General features: G+C 71.5%; 15 protein-coding genes. 4 read left to right on the top strand and 11 right to left on the bottom strand.

Features of this window, described 5'->3' with window-relative positions; translation table 11 throughout:
• The first annotated feature begins 27 nt into the window (after positions 1–27).
• Positions 28–687, top strand: a complete 660-nt coding sequence (ribA, locus tag ACFXAE_RS20350; protein WP_384716496.1) for a GTP cyclohydrolase II — start codon at positions 28–30, stop codon at positions 685–687.
• A 6-nt stretch (positions 688–693) separates the two neighbouring features.
• Here ribA and ACFXAE_RS20345 read toward each other — a convergent pair whose 3' ends face one another.
• Positions 694–1923 carry a serine hydrolase domain-containing protein gene (locus ACFXAE_RS20345; RefSeq protein ID WP_384716493.1) on the bottom strand — a complete coding sequence of 410 codons (1230 nt, stop codon included), beginning with the start codon at positions 1921–1923 and terminating at the stop codon, positions 694–696.
• Positions 1924–1980: 57 nt separating this feature from the next.
• Here ACFXAE_RS20345 and ACFXAE_RS20340 point away from each other — a divergent pair, with 57 nt between their 5' ends.
• Positions 1981–2427 carry a PPOX class F420-dependent oxidoreductase gene (locus ACFXAE_RS20340; RefSeq protein WP_384716490.1) on the top strand — a complete coding sequence of 149 codons (447 nt, stop codon included), beginning with the start codon at positions 1981–1983 and terminating at the stop codon, positions 2425–2427.
• A 30-nt stretch (positions 2428–2457) separates the two neighbouring features.
• On the opposite strand, the gene ACFXAE_RS20335 is transcribed toward ACFXAE_RS20340, so the two are convergent.
• The 3 genes from ACFXAE_RS20335 to ACFXAE_RS20325 all read right to left on the bottom strand — a co-directional run bounded on the left by ACFXAE_RS20335 (position 2458) and on the right by ACFXAE_RS20325 (position 7209).
• A complete protein-coding gene (locus ACFXAE_RS20335) occupies positions 2458–4845 on the bottom strand; it encodes an ATP-binding cassette domain-containing protein (RefSeq protein ID WP_384716487.1) in 2388 nt (795 codons plus the stop codon).
• Positions 4846–4985: 140 nt separating this feature from the next.
• On the bottom strand, positions 4986–6344 hold the full coding sequence (locus ACFXAE_RS20330) for an MFS transporter (RefSeq protein WP_384716483.1): 1359 nt from the start codon (positions 6342–6344) through the stop codon (positions 4986–4988).
• A gap of 199 nt (positions 6345–6543) precedes the next feature.
• A complete protein-coding gene (locus ACFXAE_RS20325; protein WP_384716480.1) occupies positions 6544–7209 on the bottom strand; it encodes a TetR family transcriptional regulator in 666 nt (221 codons plus the stop codon).
• 145 nt (positions 7210–7354) lie between these two features.
• Between ACFXAE_RS20325 and ACFXAE_RS20320 the strand changes: the two genes are divergently transcribed.
• Together ACFXAE_RS20320 and ACFXAE_RS20315 are read left to right on the top strand one after the other, a co-directional pair.
• On the top strand, positions 7355–8242 hold the full coding sequence (locus tag ACFXAE_RS20320; RefSeq protein WP_384716478.1) for a shikimate dehydrogenase: 888 nt from the start codon (positions 7355–7357) through the stop codon (positions 8240–8242).
• A 50-nt stretch (positions 8243–8292) separates the two neighbouring features.
• Entirely contained in the window at positions 8293–10083 is a 1791-nt protein-coding gene (locus tag ACFXAE_RS20315) for a bifunctional sugar phosphate isomerase/epimerase/4-hydroxyphenylpyruvate dioxygenase family protein (RefSeq protein ID WP_384716475.1), read from the top strand.
• Between the two features lie 15 nt (positions 10084–10098).
• On the opposite strand, the gene ACFXAE_RS20310 is transcribed toward ACFXAE_RS20315, so the two are convergent.
• The 7 genes from ACFXAE_RS20310 to ACFXAE_RS20280 all read right to left on the bottom strand — a co-directional run bounded on the left by ACFXAE_RS20310 (position 10099) and on the right by ACFXAE_RS20280 (position 17829).
• On the bottom strand, positions 10099–10683 hold the full coding sequence (locus ACFXAE_RS20310) for a histidine phosphatase family protein (RefSeq protein ID WP_384716647.1): 585 nt from the start codon (positions 10681–10683) through the stop codon (positions 10099–10101).
• Between the two features lie 5 nt (positions 10684–10688).
• Positions 10689–11573 (bottom strand): phosphogluconate dehydrogenase (NAD(+)-dependent, decarboxylating), encoded by an 885-nt coding sequence (gene gnd / locus ACFXAE_RS20305; RefSeq protein WP_384716472.1) that lies wholly within the window; start codon positions 11571–11573, stop codon positions 10689–10691.
• 6 nt (positions 11574–11579) lie between these two features.
• Positions 11580–13223, bottom strand: a complete 1644-nt coding sequence (gene pgi, locus ACFXAE_RS20300; RefSeq protein WP_384716469.1) for a glucose-6-phosphate isomerase — start codon at positions 13221–13223, stop codon at positions 11580–11582.
• Positions 13216–14151, bottom strand: coding sequence for a glucose-6-phosphate dehydrogenase assembly protein OpcA (opcA, locus tag ACFXAE_RS20295; protein ID WP_384716466.1), 936 nt, complete (start codon positions 14149–14151; stop codon positions 13216–13218). The genes pgi and opcA overlap by 8 nt, the downstream gene beginning before the upstream one ends.
• Entirely contained in the window at positions 14148–15791 is a 1644-nt protein-coding gene (zwf, locus tag ACFXAE_RS20290; protein ID WP_384716463.1) for a glucose-6-phosphate dehydrogenase, read from the bottom strand. Before zwf ends, opcA begins: the two co-directional genes overlap by 4 nt.
• On the bottom strand, positions 15788–16042 hold the full coding sequence (locus tag ACFXAE_RS20285; RefSeq protein WP_384716460.1) for a hypothetical protein: 255 nt from the start codon (positions 16040–16042) through the stop codon (positions 15788–15790). The genes zwf and ACFXAE_RS20285 overlap by 4 nt, the downstream gene beginning before the upstream one ends.
• Before the next feature lie 377 nt (positions 16043–16419).
• Positions 16420–17829 (bottom strand): glycoside hydrolase family 16 protein, encoded by a 1410-nt coding sequence (locus tag ACFXAE_RS20280; protein WP_384716457.1) that lies wholly within the window; start codon positions 17827–17829, stop codon positions 16420–16422.
• Between the last annotated feature and the right edge of the window lie 367 nt (positions 17830–18196).

Here is an 18196-nt window from a genome sequence, read left to right as displayed (position 1 = left end):
TCGTCTCTGCATAGGAACTCGAGAATCATGACAGAAAAAGTAGGCGTACTCGGCAAGAAGCCCTCACGACGGACCGGCGTGGAACGCGTCGTGAATGCGCCGCTGCCCACCGTGTACGGCACGTTCCAGGCGGTCGGCTATCTGGACCACGACCGCGGTGACGAGCAAGTCGCCCTGGTGTACGGCGACATCGGCACGGACGGTGTCCTCACCCGGTTGCACTCGGAGTGCCTGACCGGGGACGCCTTCGGGTCCCAGCACTGCGAGTGCGGCGACCAGCTGGCGTCGGCGCTGCGCGCGGTCGTCGCCGAAGGAGCGGGCGTGGTCGTCTACTTGAGGGGCCACGAGGGCCGCGGCATCGGGCTCCTCGGCAAACTGCGGGCGATGGCCCTGCAGGCGGAGGGCCTGGACACCGTCGAGGCGAACCTGGCGCTCGGGTTCCCGGTGGACGCCCGCGACTACGGTGCCGCCGCCGGGATCCTCCAGGACCTGGGCGTCCGTTCGGTGCGGCTGATGTCCAACAATCCGCGCAAGCGCGAGGCGTTGGTGCGGCACGGCATCCAGGTCGCCGAGCAGGTGCCGCTGCTGATACCGCCGTGCGAGAACAACATCACCTATCTGCGCACCAAGCGGGAACGCCTCGACCACCATCTGCCCCATCTGGACGCGGTGGCCCACCTGTCCTGACGCCCGTCAGCGCGTCACCGCCTCGTGCACCAGCCGTTTGAGGTCCCGGAAGACGGTGTGGGACGACCTGGGCCGCACCTGCGTGTGGAACTGCACGGTCAGGTCGCGGCCCGGGTCGACCCAGAACGTGGTCGTGGCCACCCCGCTCCAGCCGTAGCTGCCGGGAGCGGACGGGGCCTGCGTACGGGACGGGTCGATGACGACGGAGACGCCGAGGCCGAAGCCGACGCCCTCGTTGCCGGGCACGTCGTGCGCGGGGCGGCTGCCGAAGGCGCGCAGGTCGGCGCCGCCGGGGAGGTGGTTGCGGGTCATCAGGTCCACGGTCGCCGGGGAGAGCAGGCGTATGCCGTCGAGTTCGCCGCGGCGGCGCAGCAGCTCCATGAAACGGTGGAAGTCGTGGGCGGAGGCCACCATGCCGCCGCTGCCGGACAGGAACCGGGGCCGGCCCCGCAGCGGCAGTCCCGTGATCGGCTCGATGCCGCCGTCGTCGGACTCCCCGTACAGCTCCGCGAGCCGCTCCGCCTGCTCGTCGGTGACCTGGAACCCGGCGTCCGTCATGCCGAGCGGCCGGAAGATCCGTTCGGCGAGGAACACGTCGAGCGGCCGGCCCGACACCACCTCGACGATCCGCCCCAGCACGTTCGAGGCGACCGAGTAGTTCCACTGCGTGCCCGGATCGAACTGCAGCGGCAGACGCGCGTACACCTCGGTCGTCCCCGCGAGATCCGCGCCCGGCGCCACCGACGACTCCAGCCCGGCCGCGCGGTACAGCGCGTCGACGGGATGGGAGTGGTAGAAGGCGAACGTCAGACCGGCGGTGTGCGTCATCAGATGCCGTACGAGGAGGGGGCCGGCGGGAGGGCGGGTCCGTACCTGGTCACCCGATCCGCCCTCGTACACGCGCGGCCGCGCGAACGCCGGCAGATGGCGGCCGACCGGGTCGTCCAGCGACAGGCGGCCCTCCTCCACCAGCATCAGCGCGGCGACGGCCGTCACCGGCTTGGTCATGGAGTAGATCCGCCACAAGGTGTCGCTCTCCACGGGCAGCCCCGCCGCGATGTCCCGCGCCCCGTACGCCGTGAGGTGTGCGACGCGTCCGCCCCGGGCGACGGCCACCAGGAACCCGGGCAGCCTCCCCTCGTCGACCAGGCGGGCGAAGTGCCGGTCCAGGCGCTCCAGCGCCCCCGCGTCCAGTCCGGCCTCGGCGGGATCGGCCTCTTGCCGCAGCACTGTCATCGCTCTCCTCGCTCTCCTCGGAGGAACACCGGCCCGGTGCGGGCCGTTGAACGAGTCATGACCCAGGACGCCGAACAGAACGCACTGCTCGCCCTGCTCTCCGAGCGGCACGGCGGAGTGCTCGTCACACTGAAACGTGACGGACGGCCCCAGCTGTCGAACGTCATGCACGCCTACTACCCCGACGAGCGGGTCGTCCGCGTCTCGCTCACGGACGACCGGGCCAAGACCCGCAACCTGCGGCGCGACCCCCGCGCCTCCTACCACGTCACCACCGACGACCGGTGGGCCTACACGGTCGCCGAGGGCACCGCCGAGCTGTCACCCGTCGCCGGAAACCTGTACGACGAGACGGTCGAGGAACTGATCCGGCTGTACCGCGACGTCAACGGCGAGCACGCCGACTGGGACGACTACCGCGCCGCGATGGTCCGCGACCGGCGCCTGGTGCTGCGCCTGCGCGTGGAACGGGCGTACGGCATCCCGCGCGGCGCCGGGGCGTAGAAGAACACCCCGGCGCGTACGGCGAGTGCCTCAGGCGCCGACGTACGCCGCGAGATGCTCACCCGTGAGGCCGGCGCGGGCGGCGACCAGGTCGGCGGGGGTGCCCTCGAAGACGATCCGGCCGCCGTCGTGACCGGCGCCGGGGCCGAGGTCGACGATCCAGTCGGCGTGCGCCATGACCGCCTGGTGGTGCTCGATGACGATGACCGACTTGCCGGAGTCCACGAGCCGGTCGAGCAGGCCGAGCAGCTGCTCCACGTCGGCGAGGTGCAGACCGGTGGTCGGCTCGTCGAGGATGTACACACCGCCCTTGCCGGCCATGTGGACGGCCAGCTTCAGCCGCTGCCGCTCGCCGCCGGACAGCGTGGTGAGCGGCTGGCCGAGGGTGAGGTAGCCGAGCCCGACGTCCGCCATCCGCTCCACGATCCGGTGCGCGGCCGGAATCCGTGCCTCGCCCTCGCGGAAGAACTCCTCGGCCTCGGTCACCGACATCGCGAGCACCTCGCTGATGTCGCGGCCGCCGAAGCGGTACTCGAGGACCGACGCGTCGAACCGCTTGCCCCCGCAGTCCTCGCAGGTCGTGGCCACGCTCTGCATGATCGCCAGATCGGTGTAGATGACACCGGCGCCGTTGCAGGTGGGGCAGGCGCCCTCGGAGTTGGCGCTGAACAGCGCCGGCTTGACGCCGTTGGCCTTGGCGAACGCCTTGCGGATCGGGTCGAGCAGGCCCGTGTAGGTGGCCGGGTTGCTGCGGCGCGAGCCGCGGATCGGGGTCTGGTCCACCGTGACCACGCCCTCGGAGGCCGGGACGCAGCCGTGGACGAGGGAGCTCTTGCCGGAGCCGGCGACACCGGTGACGACACAGAGCACGCCGAGCGGTATGTCGACGTCGACGTCCTGGAGGTTGTTGGCGTTCGCGCCGCGGATCTCCAGTGCGCCGGTGGCCTCGCGGACCTTCTCCTTCAGCCTGGCCCGGTCGTCGAGGTGGCGGCCGGTGACGGTGTCGCTCGCCCGCAGACCGTCGACGGTGCCCTCGAAGCAGATGGTGCCGCCCGCCGTGCCGGCTCCGGGGCCGAGGTCCACGACGTGGTCGGCGATGGCGATCGTCTCCGGCTTGTGCTCCACCACCAGCACCGTGTTGCCCTTGTCCCGCAGCCGCAGCAGCAGGTTGTTCATCCGCTGGATGTCGTGCGGGTGCAGACCGATCGAGGGCTCGTCGAAGACGTAGGTGACGTCGGTGAGCGAGGAGCCGAGGTGGCGGATCATCTTGGTGCGCTGCGCCTCACCGCCGGAGAGCGTGCCCGAGGCCCGGTCGAGCGAGAGGTAGCCGAGGCCGATCTCCACGAACGAGTCGAGGGTGTGCCGGAGCTTGGCCAGCAGCGGCGTCACCGACGGCTCCTCCAGCCCGCGGACCCACGCGGCCAGGTCACGGATCTCCATGGCGCAGGCGTCGGCGATGCTGACCTCGCCGATCTTCGAGGAGCGGGCCGGTTCACTGAGCCGGGTGCCGTCGCACTCGGGGCACTCGGTGAACGTGACCGCCCGGTCCACGAAGGCCCGGATGTGCGGCTGCATCGACTCGCGGTCCTTGGACAGGACCGACTTCTGGATCTTCGGGATCAGCCCCTCGTAGGTGAGGTTGACCCCGTTGATCTTCACCTTGGTCGGCTCGCGGTACAGGAAGTCGTGCCGCTCCTTCTTGGTGTACTCACGGATCGGCTTGTCCCTGTCGAAGAAGCCCGACTCGGCGATGACCCGCACCACCCAGCCGTCGCCGGTGTAGCCGGGGATGGTGAAGGGGTCCTCGGCGAGCGACTTGGAGTCGTCGAACAGCTGCGTGAGGTCGATGTCGGAGACGGTGCCCCGGCCCTCGCAGTGCGTGCACATGCCGCCGGTACGGCTGAAGCTGACCTTCTCCGTCTTCGTCCGGTCGGAACCGCGGTCGACGGTGAAGCCGCCGGTCGCCGAGACCGAGGCGACGTTGAAGGAGTACGCGGCGGGCGGGCCGATGTGCGGCGCGGCGAGCCGGCTGAAGAGGATGCGCAGCATCGCGTTGGCGTCGGTGGCGGTGCCGACGGTGGAGCGGGGGTCGGAGCCCATCCGCTGCTGGTCGACGGTGATGGCGGTGGTCAGGCCGTCGAGCACGTCGACCTCGGGACGGGCCAGGTTCGGCATGAAGCCCTGCAGGAAGGCGCTGTACGTCTCGTTGATCAGCCGCTGCGACTCGGCGGCGATCGTGTCGAACACCAGGGAGCTCTTGCCCGAGCCGGAGACACCGGTGAACACCGTCAGCCGACGCTTGGGGATCTCGATGCTGACGTCCTTGAGGTTGTTCTCACGCGCCCCGTGCACGCGGATCAGATCGTGGCTGTCGGCGGCGTGCGGCTCGGCCGGCTGCTGCTCTGTCCTCGTGGTCATGCTTGTTGTTCCCCTCCGTCGGGCGGGGACCGCGTGCGCGGTCCCCGCCGGCGTCCCCATCGCGGCAAGGCTAGGCTAGGCGGCCCGTGACCACCTGCGCTTCTTGATTCCTGACCGTCCGGGAAAGCCTTCGGCACGAGTCAGGCCGTCACCTTCTCCGGCCGCTCCGCGCCCTCCTCGACGGCACCCTCGCCGAGCCGTTCGCTGGGAACGCGGTGGGTCTCGCGGGCCGTGATCGCCGCGATGACCGGGGGCACGCACAGAGCGGCCGTGAAGAGGGCCACCGCCGTCCAGTCGTCGCCGTCGGGCCCGGCGATCCGCGCGGCGAACGTGACCGCGAACCCGGCCACCGCGAAGCCGATCTGCGTGCCGATCGCCACGCCCGAGAGCCGGACCCTGGTCGGGAACATCTCGCCGTAGAAGGACGGCCACACACCGTTCGCGGCGCTGTAGACCACGCCGAACGCGACGATCCCGAGGAAGAGGGTGAGCGGGTAGTTACCGGTGGAGATCGCCCACAGGTAGAGGAACATCGTCACCGCGCTGCCGACGGCCCCGATCAGATAGACGGGACGGCGGCCCACCCGGTCGGAGAGCGCGGCCCACAGCGGGATCGCGGCCAGCGCGACGACGTTGGCCAGCGCGCCCACCCACAGCATCGACGAGCGGGACATGCCGACCGTGTCACCGGTGGCGTACGCCAGCGCCCACACCGTGAAGATCGTGCTGACCGAGGCGATCAGCGCGCCCGCGACCACCCGCAGGACGTCCGCCCAGTGCTCGCGCAGCAGCACCACCAGCGGCAGTTTCACGACCCCCTCGTCGGCGGTCTGCTGCTCGAACGCCGGCGTCTCGTCCAGCCTGCGGCGGATGACCCACCCGACGACGGCGACCGCGACGCTCAGCCAGAACGGCACCCGCCAGCCCCAGGACAGCAGCTGCTCCTCGGGCAGCGCGGCGATCGGGATGAAGACCAGGGTGGCCAGCAGCTGGCCGCCCTGCGTGCCGCTGAGGGTGAAGCTGGTGAAGAAGCCCCGCCGGTCCGGCGGCGCGTGTTCCAGCGTCATCGAGTTCGCGCTGGCCTGCTCCCCGGCCGCGGAGATGCCCTGGAGCACCCGGCACAGCACCAGCAGGACCGGAGCGAGGGTGCCGACCTGGGCGCGGGTGGGCAGACAGCCGATGAGGAAGGTCGACAGGCCCATCAGCATCAGCGTGAAGACCATGATCTTCTTGCGGCCGAGCCGGTCCCCGACGTGCCCGAGGAAGAGCGCGCCGATCGGCCGGGCCGCGTACGCGACCCCGAACGTGGCCAGCGACAGCAGGGTCGCGGTGGCCGGGTCGGAGTCGTCGAAGAAGACCTCGGGGAAGATCAGCGCGGCCGCGCTGCCGTAGATGAAGAAGTCGTAGTACTCCAGGGCGCTGCCGATCCAGGCGGCGGCCGCCGCCTTCTTCGGCTGTCCGGGCGGGGAGGCGTCGCGGGGCGGTGCGGGGACGGTCACGGCGTGCTCCTTCGGGGGACTCCACGACGGTACGCGGAGGACGAGCGGAGGGGAGTTGCCGAGGTGCTAATTAACCCACTGGGTAGTTAGTCGCGGCTGGGTAGGGATGCTGCGCCCGGCCGCCCGCACTGTCAAGGGGTCACGTCGTGCGGACCGCGGACCGCGGCCCCCGGGCTCCGGCCCGGCCCGGAGCCCGGGCTCAGTCCGCCGTGCGTTCCGCCGTCAGGTAGGCGATCACCATGTCGCCCAGCATCGCCCGGTAGTGCTCGCGCCGGCCCGGGTCCACCAGGTCGCGGCCGAACAGCGCGCCGAAGGTGTGCCGGTTGGACACCCGGAAGAAGCAGAAGGAACTGATCATGGCGTGCAGGTCCACGGCGTCGACATCGGCCGTGAACAGCCCCGACTCCTGCCCGGACGCCAGGATCCGGCGGATCACGTCCAGCGCGGGCGAGCCCATCCGCCCCAGCTTCTCGGAGGCCGCGATGTGCTCCGCGCCGTGGATGTTCTCGATGCTCACCAGGCGGATGAAGTCCGGGTGCCGCTCATGGTGGTCGAAGGTCAGCTCCGCCAGGCGCCGGATGGCCGCCACCGGGTCCAGATGGTCCACGTCCAGCTGCTGCTCGGCCTCGCGGATCACGCCGTACGCCCGCTCCAGCACGGCCGTGAACAGCTGTTCCTTGCCGCCGAAGTAGTAGTAGATCATCCGCTTGGTGGTGCGGGTACGGGCGGCGATCTCGTCGACGCGGGCCCCGTCGTAGCCGGCCCGGGCGAACTCCCGCGTCGCCACGTCGAGGATCTCGGCCCTGGTGCGGGCGGCGTCACGGATGCGCTCGCCGGGCCGTGCCGGTTCTTCGACGCTGGTCATCGGGTCCCTTCGGGCCGAGGGTGCAGTGCCGGTGATTCTAGAAGCAGCCCCTCGACCGGCCCGACGGGTCTTCCCGCGGGCCCGGGACGGCTGATATAGCTAACGTACTGGTTCGTACATTAGTGAGCCGCCTCTGGAGGTCCCGGTGCTCAAGGACTCGTATCTCGTCGGGCTGATCGGCTCCGGCATCAGCCCCTCGCTCAGCCCCGCGCTGCACGAGCGGGAAGCCGGCCGGCAGGGCCTGCGCTGTCTGTACCGGCTCCTCGACCTCGACACGATCGGTGTCCCGCCCGAGGCGGTGGGCGAGCTGCTGCGCGCCGCCCGGCTGCTCGGTTTCGACGGGCTCAACATCACCCACCCGTGCAAGCGGCTCGTCGTCGAGCACCTGGACGCCCTCGATCCGCGGGCCGAGGCGCTCGGCGCGGTCAACACCGTCGTGTTCGAGGGCGGACGCGCCGTCGGTCACAACACGGACGTCACCGGCTTCGCCGCCGCCTTCGCCCGCGGTCTGCCCGACGCCCCGCTGGAACGGGTCGTGCAGCTCGGCGCGGGCGGCGCCGGCGCGGCCGTCGCGCACGCCACGCTCACCCTCGGCGCCGAACGGGTCACCGTCGTGGACGCGCTGCCCGAACGGGCCACCGACCTCGCCGCCGCGCTGAACCGCAGCTTCGGGCCGGGCCGGGCCGCCGCCGCGTCCCTCGACCGGCTGCCGGAGCTGCTCGGCGCCGCCGACGGGCACGGCGGCCTCGTGCACGCCACCCCCACCGGCATGGCCGCCCACCCCGGCCTGCCCCTGCCGGCCGGGCTGCTGCACCCCGGGCTGTGGGTCGCCGAGGTCGTCTACCGCCCGCTGGAGACCGAACTGCTGCGCACCGCCCGCGCGGCGGGCTGCGCCACCCTCGACGGCGGCGGCATGGCCGCCTTCCAGGCCGCCGACGCGTTCCGCCTGTTCACCGGCCGGGAACCCGACAGCGCGCGGATGCTCGCGGACCTCACCGAGCTGACCGACGGCGCCGTCGGGGCGCCGAAATAGACCGAGAGACCGAGAGACCGAGAAGCCCCACGGAAGCAAGAGGTACCGACGTGCGTACGTCCATCGCCACCGTCTCCCTCAGCGGCTCCCTCACCGAGAAGCTCACGGCCGCGGCCCGGGCCGGCTTCGACGGCGTGGAGATCTTCGAGAACGACCTGCTCGCCGCGCCGCTCACCCCCGAGGAGATCCGCGCCCGCTGCGCCGACCTCGGCCTGAGCGTCGACCTCTACCAGCCGCTGCGGGACATCGAGGCCGTGCCCGCGGACCTTTTCGCCCGCAACCTGCGCCGCGCCCGGCACAAGTTCGAGCTGATGCGCCGGCTGGGCGCCGACACGGTCCTCGTCTGCTCCAGCGTCGACCCGTCCGCCGTCGACGACGACGCCCTCGCCGCCCGGCAGCTGAGCGAACTGGCCGACCTGGCCGACGACTTCGGCATCCGGGTGGCGTACGAGGCGCTGGCCTGGGGGCGGCACGTCAGCACGTACGACCACGCCTGGCGCGTCGTCGAGGCGGCCGGCCATCCCGCACTCGGGACCTGTCTGGACAGCTTCCACATCCTCTCGCGCGGCAGCGACCCCGAGGGCATCGAGGACATCCCCGGCGAGAAGATCTTCTTCCTCCAGCTCGCCGACGCCCCGCTGCCCGCGATGGACGTGCTGCAGTGGAGCCGCCACCACCGCTGCTTCCCCGGCCAGGGCGGCTTCGACGTCGCCGGACTGGTCCGGCACGTGCTGCGCACCGGCTACGCCGGGCCGCTCTCCCTGGAGGTCTTCAACGACGTCGTCCGGCAGGCCGAGGCCGGCCCGACCGCCGTGGACGCCCGCCGCTCCCTGCTGATGCTCCAGGAGGAGGTGGGCGCGGCGGAACCGCCCGCTCCCGTCGTCCCCACCGGGTTCGCCTTCGCCGAACTCGTCACGCCCGACGCGGACCCCCTCGCGGGTCTGCTCGACGCGCTGGGCTTCGCCCGCACCGCCCGGCACCGCGGCAAGACCGTCGACCTGTGGCAGCAGGGCGAGGCCCGGATCCTCGTCAACACCGGGGCGGCCGGGCGCCGTGACGGCGCCCGGCTCGCGGCCGTCGGCCTCGAGTCACCCGACCCCGCGGGTGCCGCCCGCCGCGCCGAGGCCCTGCTGGCGCCCGTACTGCCGCGCCGACGCGCCCCCGAGGACGCCCCGCTCGACGCGGTGGCCGCGCCCGACGGCACGGAACTGTTCTTCTGCGGCACGCGGCCGGGACCGGGCGGCGGCTGGCGGTCCGACTTCACGGACATGGAACACGCCCCCGCCGCCACGGACGTACGGCACATCGACCACCTCGCCCTCACCCAGCCCTGGCACCACTTCGACGAGGCGGCCCTCTTCCACCGCGGCGTCCTCGGGCTGCTCGCCGACGAGAGCGTGGACGTCGCCGACCCCTACGGTCTGCTGCGCAGCCGCGCGGTCGGCAACGCCGACGGCAGTGTCCGCATCATCCTCGGTGTCGGTGCCGCGCCCACGGACGACACCGCGCACGCCCAGCACATCGCGCTCGCCACCGACGACGTGGTCGCCGCGGCCCGCCGCTTCCGCGACGCCGGCGGCCGGCTGCTGCCGATTCCGGCGAACTACTACGACGACCTCGCCGCCCGCCACGAGTTCGCCGACGGCGAGCTGGAGACCTATCGCGACCTGGGCGTCCTCTACGACCGCGACGAGCGCGGCACCCTGCGCCACTGCTACACCCTCACCGTCGGCCGCGTCTTCTTCGAACTCGTCCAGCGCGACGGCGGTCACCGCGGCTACGGCGCCCGCAACGCCCCGGTCCGTCTGGCCGCCCAGCACGCGGCACAGAACACCCTCTAGGCCACCGCCGTACCGTCACGGCCGGGTGTTCCACTCCGCGACGACCGGGCGGCCGTGTTCCGACGACAGACGGCTCAGGGTGCCCGTCTCCAGACGGAACAGCCGGCCGGCGGACGGCGGCAGGCCCAGTCGGCGGGCCGTCAGGACGCGGAGCAGATGGCCGTGCGCCACCAGCATCACGTCCCCCTCCTCCAGCGCCCCGGCCACCCGGGACAACACCCGGTCCGTACGCTCGCCGACCTGCTCCGGGGCCTCGCCGGGGAACTCCCGGCCGGGCGGCACCCCGTCGGTCCACAGGTCCCAGCCGGGCCGGGTGCGGCGGATCTCGGCGGTCGTGATGCCCTCGTAGGCGCCGTAGTCCCACTCCCGCAGGTCCGGGTCCTCCGTGGCCCCGGCCAGGCCCGCCAGCTCGGCGGTGCGCCGGGCGCGGACCAGCGGGCTGGTGAGGACCAGCCCGAAGGTGCGCCCCGCCAGGAGCCGGGAGAGGGACTTGGCCTGGGTCTCACCGGCCGGCGTCAGCGGCAGATCGGTCCGCCCGGTGTGCCGGCCCGCTCTGCTCCACTCCGTCTCGCCGTGCCGCGCCAGCAGCAGATCCCCCACCGGCGTCACGCCTTCTCCGCCGACTCGACGGCATGACCGCCGAACTGCTTGCGCAGCGCCGCGATCATCTTCATCTGCGGCGAGTCCTCCTGGCGCGAGGCGAACCGCGCGAACAGCGAGGCGGTGATCGCCGGCAGCGGGACCGCGTTGTCGATGGCGGCCTCCACGGTCCAGCGTCCCTCGCCCGAGTCCTCGGCGTACCCGCGCAGCCGCTCCAGATGCTGGTCCTCGTCGAGGGCGTGCACCGCCAGGTCGAGCAGCCAGGAGCGGATGACGGTGCCCTCCTGCCAGGAGCGGAACACCTCACGGACGTTGTCCACCGAGTCGACCTTCTCCAGGAGCTCCCAGCCCTCGGCGTAGGCCTGCATCATCGCGTACTCGATGCCGTTGTGGACCATCTTCGCGAAGTGCCCGGCGCCGACCTTGCCCGCGTGGACATAGCCGTACGGGCCGTCCGGCTTGAGCGCGTCGAAGATCGGCTTCAGCCGCTCCACGTGCTCCTCGTCACCGCCGACCATCAGCGCGTAGCCGTTCTTCAGGCCCCACACGCCGCCCGAGACGCCCGCGTCGACGAAGCCGATGCCCCGGGCGCCCAGCTCCTCGGCGTGCTTCTCGTCGTCCGTCCAGCGGGAGTTGCCACCGTCGACGACCGTGTCACCGGGCTCGAGCAGGCTCCCCAGCTGGTCGACGACGCGCTGGGTGACGTCGCCCGCCGGCACCATGACCCACACCGCGCGCGGACCGTCGAGCCGGTCGACGAGGTCGGACAGGCTGTCGACGTCGGAGAGTTCGGGGTTGGTGTCGTACCCGATGACGGTGTGGCCGGCGTTGCGGATGCGCTCGCGCATGTTGCCGCCCATCTTGCCGAGCCCAACAAGACCGATCTGCATGTCAGTTCACTTCCTGCGTTCGCGGTAGGCGGCCACCAGCGCGGCCGTGGACGGGTCGAGGCCGGGGACGTCCGCGCCTTCGGTGAGGGCGGGCTCGACGCGCCTGGCGAGGACCTTGCCGAGTTCGACGCCCCACTGGTCGAAGGAGTCGATGTCCCAGATCGCTCCCTGGACGAAGACCTTGTGCTCGTACAGCGCGATCAGCTGGCCGAGCACCGAGGGGGTCAGTTCGGTGGCCAGGATCGTGGTGGTGGGACGGTTGCCCCGGAAGGTGCGGTGCGGCACCTGCTCCTCGGGCACGCCCTCCGCCCGTACCTCCTCGGCGGTCCTGCCGAACGCGAGGGCCTGGCCCTGCGCGAACAGGTTGGCCATCAACAGGTCGTGCTGGGCCTTGAGTTCGTCGCTCAGCTCGGCGACCGGACGGGCGAACCCGATCAGGTCGGCCGGGATGAGCTTCGTCCCCTGGTGGATCAACTGGTAGTAGGCGTGCTGCCCGTTGGTGCCGGGCGTGCCCCACACCACCGGTCCCGTCTGCCAGACGACGGGGCGGCCCCGGCGGTCCACCGACTTGCCGTTGGACTCCATGTCCAGCTGCTGGAGGTAGGCGGTGAACTTCGACAGGTAGTGCGAGTACGGCAGCACCGCGTGCGACCCGGCGTCGAGGAAGTTGTTGTACCAGACGCCCAGCAGGCCCATCAGCAGCGGGGCGTTGGCCTCGGCGGGGGCGTTGGCGAAGTGCTCGTCGACGATCCGGAACCCGTCGAGCATCTCCCGGAAGCGGTCCGGGCCGATGGCGATCATCAAGGACAGGCCGATGGCGGAGTCGTAGGAGTAGCGTCCGCCGACCCAGTCCCAGAACTCGAACATGTTCGCCGTGTCGATGCCGAAGTCCGTGACCTTCTCGGCGTTGGTCGACAGGGCGACGAAGTGCTGGGCGACCGCCTTCTCGTCACCGAGGGCGTTCAGCAGCCACGTCCGCGCGGAGGTCGCGTTGGTGATCGTCTCGATGGTGGTGAACGTCTTGGACGCCACGATGAAGAGCGTCTCCGCCGGGTCCAGGTCCCGGGTCGCCTCGTGCAGGTCGGCGCCGTCCACGTTGGACACGAACCGGAAGGTCAGCGAGCGGTCGGCGAAGGGGCGCAGCGCCTCGTACGCCATCGCCGGGCCGAGGTCGGAGCCGCCGATGCCGATGTTGACGACGGTGCGGATGCGCTTGCCGGTGTGGCCCGTCCACGCGCCGGAGCGGACGCGGCCCGCGAAGTCGGCCATCCTGTCGAGCACGGCGTGCACGGCCGGGACGACATTCTCGCCGTCGACCTCGATCACCGCCTCCCGCGGGGCCCGGAGCGCGGTGTGCAGCACCGCCCGGTCCTCGGTGACGTTGATCCGCTCGCCGCGGAACATGGCGTCCCGCAGGCCGAACACGTCGGTGGCCTCGGCCAGTTCGCGCAGCAGGGCGAGCGTCTCGTCGTTGACCAGGTGTTTGGAGTAGTCGATGCGCAGGTCGCCCACGCGCACGACGTACCGCTGCGCGCGGGACGGGTCGTCGGCGAACAGCTCGCGCAGGTCCGGCCGCGGCAGCGCGTCCGCGCGGTGGTTCTCCAGGGCGGCCCACTCGGGGCGCCGGGCCGGCTCGGGGACGTCAGACATGGGCGGGGATCTCCTCGGTGGCCTCGCCGCGCAGGGCGACGGCGTACATCTCGTCCGCGTCGAGGCGCCTGAGCTCCTCGGCGATGAGTTCGGAGGTGGGACGGACCTTCAGTGCCAGCCGGCGCGCGGGCTGCCCCGGCAGGGTCAGTGTGGCCAGCGGGCCCTCGGGACGGTCGATGACGACCTCGCCGTCCGCGGTGCCCAGCCGGACCGCCGTGACCACGGGCCCCGCGGTCACCACCCGGTCGACGGTCACCCGCAGCCGTGCCTCCAGCCAGCGCGCCAGCAGCTCGGCGGCCGGGTTGTCGGCCTCGGCCTCCACGGTCGCCGAGGTCACCGTCGCCCGCGCCTGGTCCAGCGCCGCCGCCAGCATGGAGCGCCACAGCGTCAGCCTGGTCCAGGCGAGGTCGGTGTCGCCGGGGGCGTAGGTGCGCCTGTGGGCCTCGAGCACCGCCATGGGGTTCTCGACCGCGTACAGGTCGGTGATCCTGCGCTGGCCCAGCGCGCCCAGCGGGTCCTTCGCCGGGTTCTCGGGCGCGTCCGCCGGCCACCACACCACCACCGGCGCGTCCGGCAGCAGCAGCGGCAGCACCACCGAGTCGGCGTGCTCGGACACCTCGCCGTACGTCCGCAGCACCACCGTCTCGCCGGTGCCCGCCTCCGAGCCGACCCGGACCTCGGCGTCCAGCCGGGAGTGAGTGCGCTCGCGCGGGTTGCGGGTGTGCCGTTTGATCACCACCAGGGTGCGCGAGGGGTGCTCGTGCGAGGCCTCCTCGGCCGCCCTGATCGAGTCGTAGGCGTTCTCCTCGTCCGTGACGATCACCATCGTCAGGACCATGCCCACGGCCGGTGTGCCGATGGCGCGGCGGCCCTGCACCAGCGCCTTGTTGACCTTGCTTGCCGTGGTGTCGGTCAGGTCGATCTTCATGGCCTGCGCCAGCTCCGTCCGTCTCGTGCGAGCATCTCGTCGGCTTCCGCGGGTCCCCAGCTGCCCGAGGTGTACCGCGCCGGCCGGCCGTGCGCCGCCCAGTACTCCTCGATCGGGTCGAGGATCCTCCAGGACTCTTCCACTTCCTGGTGACGGGGGAACAGGTTGGCGTCCCCCAGCAGGACGTCCAGGATGAGCCGTTCGTACGCCTCCGGGCTGGACTCGGTGAACGACTCGCCGTACGCGAAGTCCATGGTCACGTCCCTCAGCTCCATCGAGGTACCCGGCACCTTGGAGCCGAACCGGACCGTCATGCCCTCGTCCGGCTGGACCCGGATGACGACCGCGTTCTGCCCCAGCTCCTCGGTGGCGGTGGAGTCGAAGGGGGAGTGCGGCGCCCGCTGGAACACCACCGCGATCTCGGTGACCCGGCGGCCGAGCCGCTTGCCGGTGCGCAGGTAGAAGGGAACGCCCGCCCAGCGCCGGTTGTCCACCCCGAGCTTGATCGCGGCGTAGGTGTCGGTCCCGGAGGAGGGGTCGATGCCCTCCTCCTCCAGATAGCCGCGCACCTTGGCGCCGCCCTGCCAGGCACCCTCGTACTGTCCGCGCACCGTGTGCCGGCCCAGGTCGTCCGGGAGCCGCACGGCCCGGAACACCTTCAGCTTCTCGGTCAGCAGCGAGGCGGCGTCGAAGGAGGCCGGTTCCTCCATCGCGGTGAGCGCCATCAGTTGCAGGAGGTGGTTCTGGATGACGTCACGGGCGGCGCCAATGCCGTCGTAGTACCCCGCACGGCCGCCGATGCCGATGTCCTCCGCCATGGTGATCTGCACATGGTCCACGAAGGACCGGTTCCAGATCGGCTCGAACATCTGGTTGGCGAAGCGCAGCGCCAGGATGTTCTGGACGGTCTCCTTGCCGAGGTAGTGGTCGATCCGGAAGACCTGCTCCGGCTCGAACACCTCGTGCACGATCGTGTTGAGCTCCTGGGCCGACCCCAGGTCGTGCCCGAACGGCTTCTCGATCACCGCGCGCCGCCAGGACCCCTCGGGGGCGTCGGCCAGCCCGTGCTTCTTCAGCTGCTGGACGACCTTCGGGAAGAACCTCGGCGGTACGGAGAGGTAGAAGGCGTAGTTGCCGCTGGTGCCCCGGGAGGCGTCCAGCTCGTCGACGGCCTTGCGCAGCTGGTCGAACGCGTGGTCGTCGTCGAAGTCGCCCGGGACGAACCGCATGCCCTCGGCGAGCTGCTGCCAGACCTCCTCGCGGAACGGGGTGCGCGCGTGCTCCTTGACGGCGTCGTGCACGACCTCGGCGAAGTCCTGGTCCTCCCAGTCCCGGCGGGCGAACCCGAGGAGCGAGAAGCCCGGCGGCAGCAGACCCCGGTTGGCCAGGTCGTACACGGCCGGCATCAGCTTCTTGCGGGACAGGTCGCCGGTCACCCCGAAGATGACAAGACCGGAGGGGCCCGCCACCCGGGGCAGACGCCGGTCCCGGGGGTCGCGCAGCGGGTTGGCCCAGTCGGCCGGGGGCGCGGGGAGAGCCGCGAGGGTCTCTTCCTGTTCCTCCTGTTCCTCCTGTTCCTCCTGTTCCTCGGGCCGCTCCGTTGCGGCGTCCGTCGTCGGTTCGGTCGTCTCGTCGGTCATTCCGCGTCAACTCCCTTGCTGTCGAGCGACTTCGTCACCGCGCCGAGCGGCCCCCGCCGGGCGTCCCCGAGCGTCGTGACACCCGCGTTCTCCCGCCGCCGCACCACCTCGTCGTAGGGCGGGGCCATGGGGACGGAGCCGGCTGCGACCAGCTCCTGCACGTCCAGGGCGTCGTCCTTGTCCGCCGGGTCCTTCACTGCGGCGGACGCTCGGCGCTCATCGGAGAAGGCCCTCGCGGTTGCTTCACTCACAGTCCTCATCTTCTTTCTCGCGGTCACGGCAACCGCGCGAGGCGGCCGGTGATTCCCCGGCGGCCACGCTGCCGGGGGGTGACGCCGTACGGGGCGGGTGGCACGCCGCATCACTTCAAGAAGTCCTCGGTTCAAGCACCCTCGATGCCGTCACACGTTCACGTTTAAAAGTATGACCTTTCCGGCGGCCGCTCCGCTCCCGGTCGGCGGCGCGCCCTCGGTGTCGGCAGCCCACCACTCCTCGCGCGGTGCCGAGTACCGTGGAACCGCGCTGACCATGCGGTCTGTGACCGGACACGCGAAAGAGGGCTCACGCGTGCACGCGTGAGCCCTCTTTCGCGGCCGGGAAGGCCGGTGTGGGGGGTGGGACGGTGGGATCAGTGGCCGAAGGTGAACCAGTTGACGTTCACGAAGTCCGACGGCTGGCCGCTGGTGAAGGTCAGATAGACGTCGTGGGTGCCCGTCACGGCGCTGATGTTCGCCGGGATCGTCCGCCAGGACTGCCAGCCGCCCGTGTTGCCCACGGCGAAGCTGCCGATGGGAGCGTTGCTCCGGCTGTCCAGGCGCACCTCGACCAGCCCGCTGACACTGGAACCGGCACCGCTCGCCACCCGAGCGGAGAACTGCCGGGCCGGGTTCGAGCCGAAGGCGACGCCCTTGAACTGCAGCCAGTCACCGCCTGCCAGCGCGCCCACGTTCTGGCCGCCGCCGGAGTCCGAGGTGTTCTCCGTCATCGTGCCGCCCTGGCCGTCGTAGGACTCGGCCTGGATGGTGCCGTAGGCGTCGCGGTTGCCGGGGGTGCCGGGGTCGCCGGAGTCTCCGCCACCGGAGGTCAGCACCTGCACGTAGTCGACGAGCATCGAGTGCCCGGGCCGGGTGCCCGCGTCCGGGCCGCCGCCGAAGGCGTCGGGGAAGCCGCCGCCCATCGCCACGTTCAGGATGATGAAGTAGCCGTGGTCGGTCGCGTTCGTCCAGGTCGTCGCGTCGACCTGGTTCTCCCGCACGGTGTGGAAGGTGGTGCCGTCGAGGGAGAAGCGGATCTCCTCCACGCTCGTCGAGCGGTCCCACTCCATCCGGTACGTGTGGAAGCCGGCCTGACAGGTCGTGCCCTGGCAGGTGGTCGAACCGCCGATGCCGCTGGTCTCGTTGCACGGGCCGCCCGGTGAGGTGCCGCAGTGCATCGTGGCGAACACGGTGTTGTTGCCCTGCGTGTTCTCCATGATGTCCAGCTCGCCGACGGCGGGCCAGTTCCAGTAGTTGCCCCGGTAGGGGGAGCCCAGCATCCAGAACGCCGGCCAGTAGCCCTTGGCGGCGGCGCCGGTGACGTTCGGCACCTGGATGCGGCCCTCGACGCGGAGCTTGCCGCCGGCCGGGGGCTGGAAGTCGGTGCGGTTGGTCTCGACGCGGCCCGAGGTCCAGTTGCCGGAGGCGTCGCGGCGCGGGGTGATGCGCAGGTTGCCGTTGCCGTCGAGCGAGACGTTGTCCGCGTGGGACGTCATCGTCTCGATCTCGCCGGTGCCCCAGTTGGCGGGGCCGCCCGGGTAGCCCTTGCCGGTCGCGTACTGCCAGTTGGAGGTGTTGACACCGCTGCCCGCGGGACCGTTGAAGTCGTCGGCGAAGACCTGGGTCCAGCCCGACGGCGGGGGCGGCACGGACGCGCTCGCGGACGTACCGGCCGCGGTGGCGGCGCCCGCCGCGAGAGCGAGCGTACTGACGACGGCGAGGAGTGCCCGCCGCAGCGGACGGGGTCTGCGGAGCGGGCGGGGGATGCCGGAGGTGTCACTCATGTGGGGATGCCCTCTCGGGTTCGGATGCCTGTGGCGGGAGGTGCGTTCGAGAGCCCGGAACCTCGCTTGAGAGCGCTCTCAAAGTGACGCCAATGTGCTCTGCGACGCTTGCGCCGTCAAGAGGTGTAACCGACAAAGTCCCTGCGGGGGCGGATGGTTCACGTCTCGAATTGACGCGAATGGGTGCAAGGAGCGCCGTGAACGTCGGACGGGCACGACGCCGGGAAGTTCCCGGGCGCCGCGCCCACCGCTCCGTTCGACCATGCGTGGGCGGAGGAGGCGGGTGCCGGGTCGGTCGCGTGGCGGCTGCGGGCCCGGCGTGGCTGATCCCGCCGCTCCTCCTCGCGCCCTCGCGCCCCCCGCGGGG

The organism is Streptomyces sp. NPDC059454 (genome assembly GCF_042749965.1).
Taxonomy (GTDB): domain Bacteria; phylum Actinomycetota; class Actinomycetes; order Streptomycetales; family Streptomycetaceae; genus Streptomyces.
The sequence above is the reverse complement of the archived record's forward strand: the minus strand, read 5'-3'. Positions and strand labels throughout refer to the sequence as shown.

Coding starts and splice junctions, on each gene's coding strand:
- zwf (WP_384716463.1), bottom strand. CDS start 15,791: ATGACCGACGAGACGACCGAACCGACGACGGACGCCGCAACGGAGCGG.
- ACFXAE_RS20325 (WP_384716480.1), bottom strand. CDS start 7,209: ATGACCAGCGTCGAAGAACCGGCACGGCCCGGCGAGCGCATCCGTGAC.
- ACFXAE_RS20340 (WP_384716490.1), top strand. CDS start 1,981: ATGACCCAGGACGCCGAACAGAACGCACTGCTCGCCCTGCTCTCCGAG.
- gnd (WP_384716472.1), bottom strand. CDS start 11,573: ATGCAGATCGGTCTTGTTGGGCTCGGCAAGATGGGCGGCAACATGCGC.
- ribA (WP_384716496.1), top strand. CDS start 28: ATGACAGAAAAAGTAGGCGTACTCGGCAAGAAGCCCTCACGACGGACC.
- opcA (WP_384716466.1), bottom strand. CDS start 14,151: ATGAAGATCGACCTGACCGACACCACGGCAAGCAAGGTCAACAAGGCG.
- ACFXAE_RS20345 (WP_384716493.1), bottom strand. CDS start 1,923: ATGACAGTGCTGCGGCAAGAGGCCGATCCCGCCGAGGCCGGACTGGAC.
- ACFXAE_RS20335 (WP_384716487.1), bottom strand. CDS start 4,845: ATGACCACGAGGACAGAGCAGCAGCCGGCCGAGCCGCACGCCGCCGAC.
- ACFXAE_RS20280 (WP_384716457.1), bottom strand. CDS start 17,829: ATGAGTGACACCTCCGGCATCCCCCGCCCGCTCCGCAGACCCCGTCCG.
- pgi (WP_384716469.1), bottom strand. CDS start 13,223: ATGTCTGACGTCCCCGAGCCGGCCCGGCGCCCCGAGTGGGCCGCCCTG.